The organism is Paraburkholderia sp. RL17-373-BIF-A, from assembly GCF_046030175.1.
In the GTDB taxonomy this organism is placed as follows: domain Bacteria; phylum Pseudomonadota; class Gammaproteobacteria; order Burkholderiales; family Burkholderiaceae; genus Paraburkholderia.
This window is the reverse complement of record NZ_JARESO010000019.1, coordinates 48406-66059: the sequence shown is the minus strand read 5'-3', so window position 1 is coordinate 66059 and position 17654 is coordinate 48406. Positions and strand designations below refer to the sequence as shown.

Genomic DNA, 17654 nt, shown 5'->3' with positions numbered 1-17654 from the left:
TTGCTGATGAACAGCGTTGCGAATCAGGCGGCGAGCACTTCCTTGTTCGCCTTCTTCGCGGCCATTTCGCCCAGCGCGCGCTTGTATTCGGTCGGGAACACCTTCACGAATTGACGGCGCGACGCATCCCAGTTTTCGAGCAGCGCCTTGGCGCGCGGCGAACCCGTGAACTGGAAGTGGCGCTCGATGAGTCCCTTGAGCAGCGCTTCGTCGGTCGTGCCGGTATGCCACAGGCCCTTGTCGACCGTGCGTTCCTGTTCGGCCGTTTGCAGGACCGGATCGAGCGCGACCATCGACTTGTTGCACTTGCCGGCAAACGTGCTGTCCGGGTCGTACACGTAGGCGACGCCGCCCGACATGCCGGCCGCGAAGTTACGGCCCGTTTCGCCGAGCACGACCACCGTGCCGCCCGTCATGTATTCGCAACCGTGGTCGCCCGTGCCTTCGACAACCGCCGTCGCGCCCGAGTTACGCACGCAGAAGCGCTCGCCCGCGACGCCGCGGAAGAACGATTCACCTTCGATCGCGCCGTACATGACCGTGTTGCCGCAAATGATGTTCTCTTCCGACTTGCCGCGGAAATCGTTGGTCGGACGGATGATGATGCGGCCGCCCGACAGGCCCTTGCCGACGTAATCGTTGCCGTCGCCGACCAGGTCCAGCGTGATGCCCTTGGCGAGGAACGCGCCGAAGCTCTGGCCCGCGGTGCCCTTCAACTGGATGTGGATCGAGTCGTCGGGCAGGCCGTCGTGACCGTACTTCTTCGCGATCGTGCCGGACAGCATCGCGCCGACCGTACGGTTCACGTTACGCACCGGCTGGATGAACGAGACGTGCTCGCCCTTCTCGATCGCCGCCTTCGCCTTCTCGATCAGCGTGTGATCGAGTGCCTTGTCCAGACCGTGGTCCTGCACGTCCACATGCTTGCGCGCCACTTCGGCCGACACTTGCGGCAGATAGAACACGCGTGAGAAGTCGAGGCCCTTCGCCTTCCAGTGCTCGATGCCCTTCTTCATATCGAGCAGTTCGGCGTGGCCGATCAGATCGTCGAACTTGCGGATGCCCAGTTGCGCCATGATTTCGCGCGCTTCTTCCGCAACGAAGAAGAAGAAGTTCACGACGTGTTCCGGCTGGCCCTGGAACTTCGCACGCAGCACCGGATCTTGCGTCGCGACGCCGACCGGGCAGGTGTTCAGATGGCACTTGCGCATCATGATGCAGCCTTCGACGACGAGCGGCGCCGTCGCGAAACCGAACTCGTCCGCGCCGAGCAGCGCGCCGATCACGACGTCGCGGCCGGTCTTCATCTGACCGTCGGCCTGCACGCGAATACGGCCGCGCAGCTGGTTCAGCACCAGCGTTTGCTGCGTTTCGGCGAGACCCAGTTCCCACGGCGTGCCGGCATGCTTCACCGACGACAGCGGCGACGCGCCCGTGCCGCCATCATGGCCAGCGATCACGACGTGATCGGCCTTCGCCTTGGCGACACCTGCGGCAACTGTACCGACGCCCGATTCCGACACCAGCTTCACCGAGATGCTGGCCGCCGAGTTGGCGTTCTTCAGATCGTGGATCAGCTGCGCCAAGTCTTCAATCGAGTAGATGTCGTGGTGCGGCGGCGGCGAGATCAGGCCGACGCCCGGCACCGAGTAACGCAGCTTGCCGATGTAGTCCGACACCTTGTGGCCCGGCAACTGGCCGCCTTCGCCCGGCTTCGCGCCCTGCGCCATCTTGATCTGGATCTGGTCAGCGGACGCGAGGTATTCCGCGGTCACGCCGAAACGGCCCGACGCCACCTGCTTGATCTTCGAGCGCAGCGAATCGCCTTCCTTCAACGGAATGTCGACGATCACTTCGTCGCCGATCACCGACTTCATGGTGTCGCCGTTCTTGATCGGAATGCCGCGCAGTTCATTGCGATAACGGTTCACGTCCTCGCCGCCTTCGCCGGTGTTCGACTTGCCGCCGATGCGGTTCATCGCGACTGCCAGCGTGGCGTGCGCTTCCGTGCTGATCGAACCCAGCGACATTGCACCGGTGGCGAAACGCTTGACGATGTCTTTCGCCGATTCGACTTCGTCGAGCGGGATGGCCTTGGTCGGGTCGAACTTGAACTCGAACAGGCCGCGGAACGTCATGTGACGCTTGGTCTGATCGTTGATCAGATGCGCGTATTCCTTGTACGTCTGGTACGAGTTGCTGCGTGCCGAATGTTGCAGCTTGGCGATCGCATCCGGCGTCCACATGTGTTCTTCGCCGCGCACGCGGTAAGCGTATTCGCCGCCCGCGTCGAGCATGTTCGCGAGGACCGGGTTGTCGCCGAACGCCTCGCGATGCAGACGGATCGCTTCTTCCGCGACGTCGAACAGGCCAATGCCGCCGACCTTCGACGACGTGCCCTTGAAGTACTTCTGCACCAGATCTTCAGCGAGACCGACGGCTTCGAAAATCTGCGCACCGGTGTACGACATGTAGGTCGAAATGCCCATCTTGGACATGACCTTCTGCAGGCCCTTGCCGACTGCCTTGGTGAAGTTGTAGACCGCCTTCTCCGCCGACAGGTCGCCCTTCAGGCCGGCTGCGAGCTGGCCAAGCGTTTCCATCGCGAGGTACGGGTGCACGGCTTCGGCGCCGTAGCCCGCGAGCAACGCGAAGTGGTGCGTTTCACGCGCCGAGCCGGTTTCCACGACCAGGCCCGCGCTCGTGCGCAGACCATGCTGGACGAGGTGCGTGTGGATTGCGGCGGTAGCCAACAGCGCCGGAATCGCGACGTTGTCGCGGTCGGTCTTGCGGTCCGACACGATCAGCATGTTGTAGCCGGACTTGACCGCATCGACAGCTTCCGCGCACAGCGAGGCGAGGCGCGCTTCGATGCCTTCCTTGCCCCACGCCACCGGATAGCAGATGTTCAGTTCGTACGAGCTGAACTTGCCGCCCGTGTACTGATCGATCGCGCGGATCTTGGCGATGTCCTTGAAGTCGAGCACCGGCTGCGACACTTCGAGACGCATCGGCGGGTTGATGTTGTTCGTGTCCAGCAGGTTCGGCTTCGGACCGACGAACGACACCAGCGACATCACCATGTTTTCGCGGATCGGGTCGATCGGCGGGTTCGTCACTTGCGCGAACAGTTGCTTGAAGTAGTGGTAGAGCGTCTTGTTCTTGTTGGACATGACCGCCAGCGGCGAGTCGTTGCCCATCGAGCCGACGGCTTCTTCGCCGGCTTGCGCCATCGGCGCCATCAGGAACTTGAGGTCTTCCTGCGTGTAGCCGAACGCCTGCTGACGATCCAGCAAAGCAGCGGCTTCGCGGCGCTCCGTCACGACGTCTTCGGCCTTCGGCTCGATTTCGTCGAGCTTGATGCGCACGGCGTCGATCCAGCTCTTGTACGGCTTGGCGTTCGCGAGGTTGTCCTTCAGTTCCTTGTCGTCGATGATGCGGCCGTGTTCCATGTCGATCAGGAACATCTTGCCCGGCTGCAGACGCCACTTCTTGACGATCTTCGACTCGGGGATAGGCAGCGTGCCGGCTTCCGACGCCATGATGACCAGGTCGTCGTCCGTGACGATGTAGCGCGCCGGACGCAGGCCGTTACGGTCGAGCGTGGCGCCGATCTGGCGGCCGTCGGTGAAGGCGATCGCAGCGGGGCCGTCCCACGGCTCCATCATCGCGGCGTGGTATTCGTAGAACGCGCGGCGGTTGTCGTCCATCAGCGTGTGCTGCTCCCAGGCTTCCGGGATCATCATCATCATCGCGTGGACGAGCGGGTAGCCGGCCATCACCAGCAGTTCGAGACAATTGTCGAACGAGGCGGTGTCCGATTGGCCCGGATAGATCAGCGGCCAGAGCTTCGGCAGATCGTCGCCGAGCACGTGCGACGCGATTGCGCCGGTACGCGCGTTCAGCCAGTTGACGTTGCCCTTCACCGTGTTGATTTCGCCGTTGTGGGCGATCATGCGGTACGGGTGAGCCAGTTCCCACGCCGGGAACGTGTTGGTCGAGAAGCGTTGGTGCACCAGCGCCAGCGCCGACACCGTGCGCTCGTCCTGCAGGTCGCGGTAATACACGCCGACCTGGCCGGCCAGCAGCAGGCCCTTGTAGACGACCGTGCGCGCCGAGCACGACGGCACGAAGTATTCCTTGCCGTGCTTGAGCTTGAGCGCCTGGATGCGGTGGCTCGCGGTCTTGCGGATCACATACAGCTTCCGCTCGAGCGCGTCCGTCACCATGATGTCCTTGCCGCGGCCGATGAAGATCTGGCGGATCAGCGGCTCGCTCGCCTTGACGGTGGGCGAGATCGGCATGGTGTGGTCGACCGGCACGTCGCGCCAGCCCAGCACGACCTGGCCCTCGGCCTTCACCGTGCGTTCCAGCTCCTGTTCGCAAGCCAGACGCGACGCGTGTTCCTTCGGCAGGAAGACCATGCCGACGCCGTACTCGCCGTGCGGCGGCAGCACTACGCCCTGCTTGGCCATTTCCTCGCGATAGAAGCCGTCCGGAATCTGGATCAGGATGCCCGCGCCGTCGCCCATCAGCGGATCGGCGCCGACGGCGCCCCGGTGGTCGAGGTTCTCGAGAATCTTCAGGCCCTGCTCGATGATCTCGTGGCTTTTCTTGCCCTTGATGTGTGCGACAAAGCCGACGCCACAGGCATCGTGCTCGTTTTGCGGGTCGTACAGACCTTGTGCGGCGGGAACCGGATGAGTCGGTTGCTGGTGGTCGTTCATGGGGACACCGTCTGTGAGGGGCCGGACAGGCCGTTAAACCATTTTTTCTATTGCCGCAGTGCGATTCACAACCGCGACGGCGCGCTCAACGCTCGATGCTACGCGCGTCAAAAAGCGCCGGAATTCGGAATATACGCGACGAATCAATGGAATAGCAAATAAAACGTGATCATCGAACCCCAATTATCAAGTTGGTGCATTGCACTTTATTTTTATTGGTGCCACATCACAATCGTGCAAAAGAAAACGGCATGCGAAGATGCCGTTTCGATGCAGCCCTTTGATGCGAAACGCTTTATTGCTGCTGCGGCGTCTCGCGCACCTTGCGCGGCCGTCCGCGTGGCAGCGGCGACACGCGTCGGTTGGCGGCCCGCGCCGCCCATTCACGGTATGTATCACTCCCCAAAACCCAGCCCTTCAGTGTGGCCTGTTGAAGCTGGCTGGCTTCGCGTTCGTCGAGCGGCTGTTCGCACAGTTCGCGGTACGCACGCTGTCGTTCGAACGGCGTATTGCCGAGCGACCAGTACAGCGGATGGTCGGTAATCAGGCTGTCGAGCGTGAGGCCGATGTGATGGCGGTAGCTCGACCAGCGGTAGTCTTCCGGCGCGCTCACGAGCCCCGCGCGCACCGGGCACATCTCGACGACGCGGCTCGCCAGCAGGAAGTAGCGCTCGCCTTCGATCACCGTGGCGCGGTAGCGGCCTTCCCACAAGGTGCCGCGGCGCGCGTAACGCCGGTTGAAGTGCGCCACGTAGCGGCGCCCGACCGCCTGCATCGCCTTGGGCAGACTCGACTCCTCGGTGGGCGTGACGAGCAGTTGCACCGCGCCTGGCATCAACGCATAGGCGTGGATGGATAAGTGATGGTCGCGAGAAGCCGCTTTCAAACAATCGATGAAGAGCTCGTAGTCCTGGTCGTCGACGAATGCGGGCTGCTGATCGAGCCCGCGGAGGATGACGTGCTGCGGCTGGTCAGGGACATAGAGACGTGCAAGCCGTGCCATGCTGGAGTATCCGATAGTCGCGTTGGTACATACCCGAAGGTCCGAAGAACCGCATGCGCCAAAGGTTCGGCGCGGCGCGGCAAAGCCAGAAACCGCGCGGAGCTTAGGGAGAAAGCTCTAACCGCCGCGTATGGTTTGTTTCAAACGTTGTAGTCATAATGAGCGGGCCTTTTTTGGAGGAGCACATATGAAATTAAAACAGGCCGTAACGGGGATCGCGGCGCTAGCCTGCATGACAACGGCAGCGCATGCGCAATCGGCCGGTAGCTTTTTCGTCACATCAGGCTGGTTCCATCTAGCGCCTCAATCGAGCAGCGAACCGTTGAAGGTGACAAGCATCGGCGGCAGCCCGACCAACATCACCGAAGCCAACACCGGTGCAACACTCAGTTCCGCCGACACAATCGGCTTCACTGCCGGCTACTTCGTCACCGATCACATCGCAGCCGAGTTCGTGATTGGCGTCCCGCCTTCGTTCGACCTGGAAGGCTCGGGCAGCCTCGCCCAATTCGGCAAGCTGGGCCAGGCAAAACAGTGGAGCCCGACTCTGCTGTTCAAGTACTACTTCAACGCCCCGACTGCCGCTTTCCGCCCGTATCTCGGCGTTGGCGTGAGCCGCATCTGGTTCACCGACGAAAAGATCACCAACAGCGCATTCGAGGCAAACGTACTGCATGGTCCGACCAGCGTCACTACGGATAGTTCGTGGGAGCCGGTGTTTAATGCCGGCTTCACTTACGCCTTCAACCAGCACTGGTTCGCCGGCTTTTCCGTTTCCTACCTGCCGCTCAGCACGACTGCCAAGCTGAACACCGCGGCGAACACGCCGGTCGGCACGCTGAACGTGCAATCTGAAACCAAGATCAAGCTGAACCCGATCGTTACCTACGTCAACATCGGTTACCGTTTCTAACGCTTCGAGAAAATTAGGGGCCGTAGAGTTAGGGTAGTCGAATTTTCGTGGCTTGGACAACGCCGTCATACATCCAATGGCGGCGTTTTTATTTTTGTGGGCGCTTCATGGCTCCCACTTCGGCGCTCGTGGAAGCCACGCGCCGACCGGCTGTCAGCGTTGTAAATTTGACCCGGATTCGCGTCAGCCAGTGCAATATGTGCTGACGAATCCGCGTCCAAACCACGACGGGTGGGGCCTCTCGGGTTTGGCACCGAAGTTGCATTCGCATGGTGTTTCCCGCGTCGCGACGTGAATCTGCGTCTCTTCGTGACAACGCGCGGGACCCTTTTCACCTCATCGACGGAGCGACCATGACTGCACTTCCGAATACGCGAGACGCCCTCGGCGAATCCTGGACCAGCACCAGCCGCCGTGCGCGGCGTATCGCTCGCCACAGCCGCCACGCGGCCGAAGATATAGCAGGCGAACTGCGCACGCTAATGTCGGAACTCGAATCCACGCTGGCGGACGGCACCCAGGCCGACGCGGTGGCGTTGCGCAGCAAACTTCGCAAACAACTCGAGGTCGCGCGCGCCCGCTTGAACGACACGCGCGAAGCCGTGCGCGAACGCGCCGAAGTGGCGATCGCCGATGCCGACGATTACGTGCATGAGAATCCGTGGCAGACGATTGCGATCGTCGGCGGCGTCGCGTTGATTGCGGGCGCGTTGTTCGCGTCGCGGCTGCGTTAAGACGGCTACAGCGCGGGGCGCGCCCTCGCCCTGGCGGTTGTTGCAGGTGCTCTGAACCGGCGCCGTGCACTGGTGCAGGCTCGCGGGCCGTCCGTGCCGGCGCAGCCTCGCGCCGCGCTGCTCAGTTGTCGTCGATCACGAACAGCCGCTGGTATTCCTTGACCGCGTAGCGATCCGTCATGCCCGCGATGTAGTGGGCGATCAGGCGCGGTTGCTGCGTCGCGTCGGTCGTCTGGTAGCTCGGCGGCAGCAGCCGCGGATCGTCCGTGAACGCGTCGAACAGACCCGCGACGACGCGGCGTGCCTTGTTGGCCATGCGCATCACGCGGTAATGGCGGTACAGGTTCTTGAACAGAAAGCGCTTGAGCGCCGCGGCCTGCGCGGCAATCGTGTCGCTGTGCGCGACGAGCGCGGGCGACAAGCGCACGGCATCCAGCGACGCCGGTGCGTGCCGGTCCAGATTCAGCTTGGTCGTGTCGATCAGATCGACGATCAACGTATTGATGATGCGGCGCACCGTTTCGTGAATCAGCCGGCGCCCTTCGATCTGCGGAAAATCGCGGCGCGCCGCCTCATAGTGCACTTGCCACAACTCCACTTCGGCGAGTTGCTCGACGGTGAGCAGGCCCGAACGCAGGCCGTCGTCGACGTCGTGATTGTTGTACGCGATCTCATCGGCGACATTCGCGATCTGTGCCTCGATGGACGGCTGCCGCCCTTCCAGAAAGCGCTCGCCCAATGCACCGAGCCGCCGCGCGTTCTCGCGCGAGCAGTGCTTGAGAATCCCCTCACGCGTTTCGAAGCAAAGGTTCAAGCCGTTGAACGCGCCGTAGTGCTCCTCCAGATCGTCGACCACCGCCAGGCTCTGCAGATTGTGCTCGAAGCCGCCGTGCTCGCGCATGCATTCGTTGAGCGCGTCCTGCCCGGCATGCCCGAAAGGCGTATGGCCTAAATCATGGGCGAGCGAAATGGCTTCGACGAGATCTTCGTTCACCCGCAGATTGCGCGCGACCGACCGCGCGATCTGCGCGACTTCCAGGCTGTGCGTCAGACGCGTGCGAAACAGGTCGCCCTCGTGGTTCACGAACACCTGAGTTTTGTACTCGAGCCGACGGAATGCCGTCGAATGGACGATGCGGTCGCGGTCCCGCTGAAATTCGGTGCGCGCGCTGGGCGCGGCTTCCGGATAGCGGCGGCCGCGCGATTGCGCGGAGTGCGCCGCGTACGGCGCGAGGTGCGCTTCGAGTGCTTCCTGCGAACGCACGCCGATCGTCGACGCGCCTGCCGCCGGGTCATGCTTTACATCGTCGCTGCGCCTGTCAGTCACCGGGTTCTCCGAAACATGGGCGGCGCCTCGTGACGCTGGTGCGTGTTGCGTTGCTGGATGCCCCGCGAGACTCAGACGGCGGCGGCCAGCGTGGCGTGCACCTCGGCGTCGGGCGCCTGGGTGATCAGCGTCTCACCGAAACGCTTCAGCAGAATGAATTTGATCGCGCCGGCTTCCGCCTTCTTGTCGACCCGCATGAGTTCGACATAGCGCGAGTCGCCAAGAGCGGGCGCCCGCGTCGGCAAATGCGCGGCGACGATCACGTCGACCAAGCGCTTGCGTGCGGCCTCGTCGAGATAGCCCAAGCGCACGGACAGATCCGCCGCCATCACCATTCCGCAGCCGACCGCCTCGCCGTGCAGCCATTCGCCGTAGCCGAGGCCGGCTTCGATCGCATGGCCGAAGGTGTGGCCGAAATTGAGAATGGCGCGCAGTCCGCCTTCGCGTTCGTCCTGCGCGACCACCGACGCCTTGATTTCGCAAGACCGCTTGACCGCCTCAGCTAGCGCTTCGGGTTCGCAGCGGTTCAATGCTTCGATATTGGCTTCGATCCAGCTAAAGAAACCCGCGTCGGCGATGGCGCCCGTCTTGATCACTTCGGCGACGCCCGCCGCGAGTTCTCGCGCCGGCAGCGTGCGCAGCGCGCCGATGTCGGCGATCACGGCCTGCGGCTGGTAGAACGCGCCGATCATGTTCTTGCCAAGCGGGTGATTGATGCCCGTCTTGCCGCCCACCGAAGAATCGACCTGCGACAGCAACGTGGTCGGCACCTGAATGAACGGCACGCCGCGCATGTAGCAGGCGGCCGCAAAACCCGTCATGTCGCCGATCACGCCGCCGCCCAATGCGATCAACGTGGTCTTGCGATCGGCGCGGCCGCCGAGCAGCGCGTCGAAAATCAGGTTCAGGGTTTCGAGGTTCTTGTACGCCTCGCCGTCCGGCAACACGACCGTGGATACCTGCTTGCCGAGCGGCGCCAGCGCGGCGCGCAGCTTGTCGCCATACAGCGGCTCGACGGTGGCGTTGGTGACGATGGTGACCGAGCTGCCGGCGATATGCGGCGCGAACAGCGCCGTCTGGCCAATCAGATCGGCACCGATATGGATGGGGTAGGCGCGTTCGCCCAGTTCGACGTTGACGGTAATCATACGGTCCATTATGACGCAGGATGTTTGGCGACGCCGGCCATCTCGAGCTGCATCAGAACCATGTTGACGAGTCCGTTGACCGAAGGCCGGCCGGTTTCGATCACGAAATGCGCGCATTCCCGGTACAACGGGTCGCGCACTTCATAGAGTGCTTCGAGACGCGCTTTGGGGTCTTCGGTCTGCAAAAGCGGGCGATTCTTGTCGCGCCGCGTGCGCAGCCAAAGGTCGTGCGGATTGGCGCGCAGGTAGATGACCACTCCGCGATTCTGCAGTGCTTCGCGATTTTCCGGCCGCAGTATCGCGCCGCCGCCGGTCGCGAGCACGATATTGTCGCGCCCCGTGAGGTCGGAAATCACGCTGGCTTCGCGCTCGCGGAAGCCCGCTTCGCCCTCCAGCTCGAAAATCACCGGGATGCGCGCGCCCGTGCGCGCCTCGATTTCATGGTCGGAATCGAAGAACGGGCGATCGAGACGGCGCGCAATGGCCCGGCCCACGGTGGTTTTCCCTGCCCCCATGAGCCCTACAAAAAATACATTGGCGTGTGCGTCCCGCGCTTGCAACGGTGTCCTCTGGCTAATCCGGTATGGTTCGTGCCGCAGCTTACTGGCAAAGCGGCTGCCTTGTCGAGCCTGCGCGCCCCCGCTCGCAAGCGGCGGCAGCATGCCCCTAATTTGTCTGAACGACGCGCGGCGTGATGAAAACAGCCAGTTCGCTGCGCTGGTCGCGATGAGCCCGATGGCGGAAAAGCGCACCTAAAACCGGTATTTTGCCCAGGACCGGGACCCGCGTCACATCGTCCCGGTCGTCGGTCGCATAAATTCCGCCGATCGACACCGTACCACCATCCTCGACCTCGACGCGCGTTTGCACGTGCTTGGTGTTGATCGCGGGCCCGGCGTCGGTCTGTTCGCCGACGCTGTCCTTGGCGACGTCGAGGTCCAGCACCACACGGCCGTCCGGCATGATCTGCGGCTCGACCTCCAGTTTGAGCGTGGCGCGGCGAAACTGCACGCCCGACACGCCCTGCCCCACTTTCGCCTGATACGGCAGCTCGGTGCCCTGCTCGACCACCGCCTTCATCCGGTCGGCCGTGACCACGCGCGGACTCGAGACGATTTCGCCGCGGCCCTGCGCTTCGAGCGCGCTCAGCTCGATGTTCAGCAGCCGCGTCGCGCCGGCGGCGAACAGGGTCAGGCCGGCGGTCGCGGCGTCGAAGCCGGAAATCGGGCGGGCCGACAGATCGTAGCCGGCGCCGGTCAAGCCTTTCGCGGTGCCATCAGCGTTCGTGGCCGCCATGGAGAGCTTCACGCCGAGATTGCGCGAAAAACCATGTTCGCCTTCGACGATACGCGCTTCGATCAACACCTGGCGCGTTGGCCGGTCGACGGAAGCGAGCAGCGCTGCGATCTGCGCGAGGCGCCCTTCGAGATCGGTCACGAACAGCAGATTGGTGCGCGGATCGGCAGTCGCGGCACCGCGCTTGGACAAGACGCGTTGCGCGCCCGAACCGGTCAACAGCCGTCTGACGTCTTCGGCATGCGCGTAGTGCAGCTCGAACGTGCGGCTCGCGAGCGGCTCGAGATCGGCGGCTCGGGCGTGCGCTTCGAAGCGCTGCCGCTCGCGCGCCGCCAGATCCGCAATCGGCGCGACCCAGATCACGTTGCCGTGGCGCTCCATCGCCAGGCCGTTGACGTCGAGCAAGGTGTCGAAGGCAGTGCGCCACGGCACTTTGTCGAGCTTCAGTGAGACCGCGCCGCGCACTCTTTCGCTCGCGACGATGTTCAGCCCGGTGAACTTGGCGAACGCATTGAGGACGGCGCCGAGTTCGGCACGCTGGAAATTCAGCGAGATCGGTTTGTCGTCGGGCGCGAGGGCTGCGTCGGCGGCGCTGCGTGGCGCGTTGCTCAGACGGGCGAGCGGTGGCAGCGGCACCGGCGGACCTTCGAGCGCGGCGGTGCCGGCGGCTTCGGCGCGAGCCGGAGCGGCGGATTGCCTTCGCAGCGGGACGGAGCCGTCGGCGTCGGCATCGCTGAGATCCGGAGCCGCGGATTGCGTTGCAGCGGCGTCGGCACGCTCGTCCGTGCCGGCGTTGGCCGCCGCAGTGCTCCCGCGCGATGCCTCTGGATCGTCTGCTGAATCCTGACGAAACGGGTTGGGCACATCGGCCGAAACGTCGTGTGGTAGTGGCGGTGTGCCGCTGTACGGAGCGTCGCGCGGCGATACCGCGTCGTCGAGCGGCATGTAGGCAGGCAACGGCGGCAGTGGTGGAGTCGACGCCTGCGTGACGCTGGCGCCCAGCGTCGCGCTGAGATACAGGCCGAGACACACAATGAGGCGAGGCGACGCACGCGGATCAACTCTCGACAATGCAAAGGGAAAGGGCTTCACCAGTCTCATCAGGAAGCCTCCGTCATCGCCAGCATGCGTGTCGCACCGTCCTTAGCGAGCGTAATGCCGGACGCGTCCAGCTTCGTGACTCGCTCGGCGCCGATCCGCTCTCCGGACTCGACGGTTGCCACGCCGTCCGGTGTATCGAGCAAGGCCAGCCCACGCGTACGATCGCTCAGCAATCCGACCAGACGTAGTTGCGAGGCATCGGGCAGATCGCCGGCAGCCTGCATCTGCGGCTGCGAAAACGGATCGAAGAAAACGATGTCTTCATCGTCGTCGGAGTCGAGGCTGTCGTCGGCGAATGCATCCGCGGAGGTTGTCGATGGCGCCGGCCGCAGCGCGTCGAACACGTGCAGCGTAGCGCTCACCGACAACGCCGCGGCATCACGCTTGACGGTCACATCGACCGGCACGATCAGCACCGGCAGATCGGACAGTCCGCGCAAAAATGCCATCAGGTGAACGAAGTCCGTACGCGCGGTCAGTTGCAGCGGTCGCATGCTTTCAACGCCCGCGCCGCTGACCACGCCGGGTTCCACCGCCAGCAACGCGACGTTATTTTGCGCGGCCAGTTCGGAGACGATGCGCAGGTCGTCGGCGGAACTCCACGACGCGGATGTGCTCGTGGTCGAAGCAGCAACCGGCGCGGCGGCGGCATCACGGCGCAGCGCGGGCAATTGCGCAAGCGCGCGCCGCGCGTTCGCGAGATGCAAGCTACTGGCTTCCAACGCAGTGCGGCTCGCTTCGACACCACCGAGATCGGCCACGACCCAGCCATGCGCGCCAAGACCGAACACCAATGCCGCGATCAGTAACGCGACCACCCAGCGACGACGCCGGCTCCATGCATCGAGCGGCAAGCGCACGCGCTTCATCCAATGGGAAAGAGAAAGCCGCGCGTTTGCCGCGCCGCCGAACTCGACAAAGACCGTACTCATTTCGCACCTCTTGATTGTTCAGACTTCACAGGACGCTGCGTCGTGGACCCAGCCGGGCGAGCCGCTTTCTGCGCCGGCTCGTTCCACCGCAGATGCGCACCGAATTCGATCGGACCGGCAACGCTCACCTGCGCAGCAGCCGCAACGCCGCGTGAAACCGAACGATGCAGATCGCTCACCTCCGCCCCCTTCACGCCACGGATCACACTCAGCCGCTTGAGCCACTCAGCCGAAGCGAGATGTCCACGCGATGTCGCCAGCAACTCGGTCTCGTCCTCACGGTGGCGCAACTGCTGCAGCACCACGCCGTCGCCCGGTTCGAAACTCAGCGCGTCGAGCAGATCGCGTAGATGCGTGAGCGGCTCAGACACGCTCTTTGCGCGTTCGACGTCGCGGCGCTGTTCGTCTCGCGCGCGCAGCAACGCCGCGTGCTCCGCGAGCGGTGCCGACAGTTGCGTGAGCGTGTGTTCGATCGACACGCGCTGCGCATCGAGCCGCGCTCTCTCGATTACCTGCCAACCGCCCAATGCGAAAACGGCGGCGCAACCGGCGCAGACCGCGGCAACCCATTCGAGCACGCGCCGTCGGCGCGCGAGCCGCGCGTTGGTTTGCCGGTACGGGAGCAGATTGAAACCGCCGAGCCACGACCGCGCGAAGCGCGTGCCGAGTACCGGCGCTCGGGTGTTAGAGGCCGTTGCGTGCAACAGGCCGCCCGTCATTCGAGCACCCCGCGTAACGCAAGCCCGAACGCGACCGCACCGGACGGTTCGTGCAACAGCGAATCGTCCAACGGCCGGACGAGACCGCCCAGCGCCGCGCATTCGAACGGCAGCACTGCGCAGCTCAACACGTCGGCGATATCCGCGCTCGAGAAACCCACACCGTCGAGCAGATCGACCTCGCCGCTCAATAACGCGCAGTCGAGTTCCGGGCCTTGGGCCAGGTCGCGCAACGCATCCGCGAGATCGGCGTGTTCCGGTGCGGGATAGCGCATTTCGCAGCAGATGACGTCGTCGACGATCCGCCAGCCATACACGCCGTCCGTACCGATCCACAACGCGACATACGGCTCGTGCGGATCGAGCTCGTAACTCGCCGCGTAGCGCATGGCGCGCAGCGCCGCATGCGGCTCGCCGTCGATGACGGTGAGCGAGATACCCGCAATCGCCGCGCATTCGATTCGCGCTTCGAGATGTTGCCGCGCGGTAGCGGCAATGGTCACGGAGCGGACCGGCGAATACGTTTCGTCGAGATACCAGTCGACGGCGAGAGCATGCCGCTCGAGGCCGGCAATGCGCTCGACCTCGCTCATCACCGCCGGCTCCAGTTCGGCCAGTTGATGCCCGCCGTCTTCCCCGCAACCGCTCTGCGCGGCAAGCCGCGTGAGCGGCACCGTGGTGGTCATGGTGGCCGACGCGGGCAGCGCCATCGCACATCGCAAGGCATGTGTCGCGCACGCGTGCGGCAGACCGGCGAACGCCTCGCGCAACGCACGCGCCACCGCGTGCCGGTCGGCGATCTCACTGCCAGCCATAGCACCGGCGGCAAGCGGGACGGTGCTCACGTATTCGATATGCAACGCGCCGGGTGAGCGCACGCGCTGACTCAGCACGATCAGACGCACGGTCTGCGAGCCGACATCGATCCCCGCAGCAAAACGCTGCGCACCGGGTTGCACTGCCTGAAGCCAAGATCTTTTCAACGCCATGACGCCCTCCCTCTGACTCACGCGACGAACCATTCGAACGCGAGTGATGAGGAAGAATTGTGCGTAGCCGCGCCGCCGCGCGACACTCAGCCAAATGGCTAACGTTGAGCAACGCACGTCCTGTATGCCATCAAAGCGGCTACAGTGAAGTCATTCCCGCGCGGCGCGCAGACTTGCCAATAAGTGTCAGTAAGCATGCCGAAAGCTGAAAAGCGAGGCGGCTATAATCGCGGGACTGTTTTTTGGTGCCTATATGCAATCCACGTCTCCTACGTCCCCGCCGCCCGCGCCGCAGAAGCGCAAACGCCCGCTGTGGCTGAAGCTCATCCTGGGCTTCGTGGGTCTGATCGTCGCAGGCATTCTGTGCGTGCTGCTGGTGCTCGGCTATGCGCTCGTCGTCGCCACGCCCAATCTGCCGTCGCTCGATGCGTTGACCGACTACCGGCCGAAGGTGCCGCTGCGCATCTATACGGCCGACCATGTGCTGATCGGCGAATTCGGCGAAGAACGGCGCGACATCGTCCATATTCAGGATGTGCCCGATCATCTGAAGAAGGCGATTCTCGCCATCGAAGACGCGCGCTTCTACGATCACGGCGGCGTCGACCTCACGGGCATCGCGCGCGCGGGCTTCGTCGCGCTGACCAATGGCCACGCCACGCAGGGCGCAAGCACGATCACCATGCAGGTGGCGCGCAACTTCTTCCTTTCCAGCGAGAAGACCTACACGCGCAAGATCTACGAGATGCTGCTGGCGTACAAGATCGAGTCAAAGCTGTCCAAAGATCAGATTCTTGAGGTGTATATGAATCAGATCTATCTCGGCCAGCGCGCCTACGGTTTCGCGAGCGCGGCGCGGGTGTACTTCGGCAAGGATCTGAAGGATCTGACGCTGGCGGAATCGGCCATGCTGGCCGGCTTGCCGAAGGCGCCGTCCGCGTATAACCCGGTCGTCAATCCGAAGCGTGCGAAGGTGCGTCAGGAGTACATCCTGCAACGCATGTACGAGTTGCACTACATCACCCAGGAACAATACGACGAAGCGAGCAAACAGCCGCTCGTGGTCAAGGGCGCGGGCAAGGAATTCAGCGTGCACGCGGAATACGTCGCGGAAATGGTGCGTCAGATGATGTACGCGCAGTACCGCGAAGAAGCCTATACGCGCGGTCTGAACGTGGTGACCACGATCGATTCGGCGGATCAGGACGTCGCATACCGGGCGCTGCGCAAAGGTCTGATGGACTACGAACGGCGCCACGGTTATCGTGGTCCGGAGGCGTTCATCGATCTGCCGACCGACGCCGATGATCGCGAGCAGGCCATCGACGACGCGCTGCTCGAACACCCGGACAACGGCGAGATCATTGCCGCCGTGGTCACCTCGGCGAGTCCGAAGCAGGTGCAGGCCGCTTTCATCGACGGCAATGTCGCGACGATTCAGGGCGACGGCCTGCGCTTCGCGCAGTTTGCGCTCGGTCCGCGCGCCCAGCCGAATCAACGCGTGCGGCCCGGCGCGATCATCCGGCTCGTCAAGAACGACGACGGCAACTGGTCGATCACGCAATTGCCGCAAGTGGAAGGCGCGTTCGTTTCGGTCATCCCGCAAGATGGCGCGATTCGCGCACTGGTCGGCGGTTTCGACTTCAACAAGAACAAGTTCAATCACGTGACTCAGGCTTGGCGTCAGCCGGGATCGAGCTTCAAGCCGTTTATCTATTCGGCGTCGCTCGAAAAGGGGCTTGGGCCGGCAACCGTGATCAACGACGCGCCGCTCTTCTTCAGCGCGGCTGAGACAGGCGGCCAGGCGTGGGAACCGAAGAACTACGGCGGCGGCTTCGACGGCCCGATGACCATGCGCACCGCGTTGCAACGCTCGAAGAACCTGGTGTCGATTCGTATCCTGAACCAGATCGGCACGAAGTACGCGCAGCAGTACATCACGCGTTTTGGCTTCGACGCGGATCGCCATCCGGCTTATCTGCCGATGGCGCTGGGCGCCGGTCTCGTCACGCCGTTGCAGATGGCGGGCGCGTTTTCGGTATTCGCCAACGGCGGCTATCGGATCAATCCGTATCTGATCGCTGAAGTCACCGATCAGCGCGGCATGGTGGTCGCGCACGCACAACCGCTCGTGGCCGCGCAAAGCGCGCCGCACGCGATCGAGCCGCGCAATGCGTACGTGATGAACAGCCTGCTGCAAAGCGTGGCGCAACGCGGCACGGGTGCGAAGACCAACGTACTGAAACGCACTGACCTCGCCGGCAAGACGGGCACGACCAACGATTCGCGCGACGCGTGGTTCGCCGGTTATCAGCACACGCTCACGGCCATTGCGTGGATCGGCTACGACAACCCGCGCAGTCTGGGCGACAAGGAAACCGGCGGCGGCCTCGCGCTACCCGTGTGGGTCGAATACATGGGTCGTGCGCTCAAGGGCGTGCCGGAGTACAAGATGCCGATGCCCGACGACGTGACTGAAGTCGGCTCGGAGCTTTATTTCGACGACTTCACGCCGGGGCATGGTTTCATCGCTACGGTCGGCATCAGTCAGGCGGCGCTGGACGCCGAGGCGAGCGGCGCGTCGGCGGCCGCGCCCGAGCAGGTCGGCGAGCAGGAGAAGCAGGACATCATGAATCTGTTCCGCGGACACTGACGCTCCGCCCGAAGTCCCGCAGAAAGCAAAACGGCCGCGCTAAATGCGCGGCCGTTTTTTGTGCGGTTCGGGTAATCAACTCGGCCGCGTTGGCGGCCCTCACCCGACCGGC

Annotated in this window: 12 protein-coding genes; 3 read left to right on the top strand and 9 right to left on the bottom strand. The window is 63.8% G+C overall.

The annotated features are described in order from the left end of the window. Positions 1-23: 23 nt before the first annotated feature. Complete coding sequence (locus P0D80_RS23475; RefSeq protein WP_132376719.1) at positions 24-4727, bottom strand: glutamate synthase-related protein; 4704 nt, start codon at positions 4725-4727, stop codon at positions 24-26. Between the two features lie 295 nt (positions 4728-5022). Further along, on the bottom strand, positions 5023-5730 hold the full coding sequence (locus P0D80_RS23470; protein ID WP_007180173.1) for a transposase: 708 nt from the start codon (positions 5728-5730) through the stop codon (positions 5023-5025). Positions 5731-5917: 187 nt separating this feature from the next. Between P0D80_RS23470 and P0D80_RS23465 the strand changes: the two genes are divergently transcribed. Together P0D80_RS23465 and P0D80_RS23460 are read left to right on the top strand one after the other, a co-directional pair. Continuing rightward, positions 5918-6643, top strand: coding sequence for an OmpW/AlkL family protein (locus P0D80_RS23465; protein WP_342960587.1), 726 nt, complete (start codon positions 5918-5920; stop codon positions 6641-6643). Between the two features lie 353 nt (positions 6644-6996). Further along, positions 6997-7377, top strand: a complete 381-nt coding sequence (locus tag P0D80_RS23460; RefSeq protein ID WP_132376718.1) for an ElaB/YgaM/YqjD family protein — start codon at positions 6997-6999, stop codon at positions 7375-7377. A 121-nt stretch (positions 7378-7498) separates the two neighbouring features. Here P0D80_RS23460 and P0D80_RS23455 read toward each other — a convergent pair whose 3' ends face one another. The 7 genes from P0D80_RS23455 to pilM all read right to left on the bottom strand — a co-directional run bounded on the left by P0D80_RS23455 (position 7499) and on the right by pilM (position 14889). After that, a complete protein-coding gene (locus P0D80_RS23455) occupies positions 7499-8704 on the bottom strand; it encodes a deoxyguanosinetriphosphate triphosphohydrolase (RefSeq protein ID WP_408286922.1) in 1206 nt (401 codons plus the stop codon). 71 nt (positions 8705-8775) lie between these two features. Continuing rightward, positions 8776-9861: a 3-dehydroquinate synthase gene (gene aroB / locus P0D80_RS23450; protein ID WP_132376716.1), complete on the bottom strand. Its 1086-nt coding sequence runs from the start codon at positions 9859-9861 to the stop codon at positions 8776-8778. Further along, positions 9861-10412 (bottom strand): shikimate kinase, encoded by a 552-nt coding sequence (locus P0D80_RS23445; RefSeq protein ID WP_106284162.1) that lies wholly within the window; start codon positions 10410-10412, stop codon positions 9861-9863. Before P0D80_RS23445 ends, aroB begins: the two co-directional genes overlap by 1 nt. A 106-nt stretch (positions 10413-10518) precedes the next feature. Continuing rightward, positions 10519-12249, bottom strand: coding sequence for a type IV pilus secretin PilQ (locus P0D80_RS23440; RefSeq protein ID WP_408286919.1), 1731 nt, complete (start codon positions 12247-12249; stop codon positions 10519-10521). Beyond that, positions 12249-13181, bottom strand: a complete 933-nt coding sequence (locus P0D80_RS23435; protein WP_408179049.1) for a hypothetical protein — start codon at positions 13179-13181, stop codon at positions 12249-12251. The genes P0D80_RS23440 and P0D80_RS23435 overlap by 1 nt, the downstream gene beginning before the upstream one ends. Next, the gene (locus tag P0D80_RS23430; RefSeq protein ID WP_408286917.1) at positions 13178-13900 is read right to left on the bottom strand and encodes a fimbrial assembly protein; all 723 of its coding nucleotides are present in this window, start codon (positions 13898-13900) and stop codon (positions 13178-13180) included. Before P0D80_RS23430 ends, P0D80_RS23435 begins: the two co-directional genes overlap by 4 nt. After that, positions 13897-14889 carry a type IV pilus biogenesis protein PilM gene (pilM, locus tag P0D80_RS23425; RefSeq protein ID WP_408286916.1) on the bottom strand — a complete coding sequence of 331 codons (993 nt, stop codon included), beginning with the start codon at positions 14887-14889 and terminating at the stop codon, positions 13897-13899. The genes P0D80_RS23430 and pilM overlap by 4 nt, the downstream gene beginning before the upstream one ends. Before the next feature lie 253 nt (positions 14890-15142). On the opposite strand from pilM, the gene P0D80_RS23420 reads away from it, so the two are divergent. Further along, entirely contained in the window at positions 15143-17542 is a 2400-nt protein-coding gene (locus tag P0D80_RS23420) for a penicillin-binding protein 1A (protein ID WP_408286915.1), read from the top strand. The last annotated feature ends 112 nt before the right edge of the window (positions 17543-17654 follow it).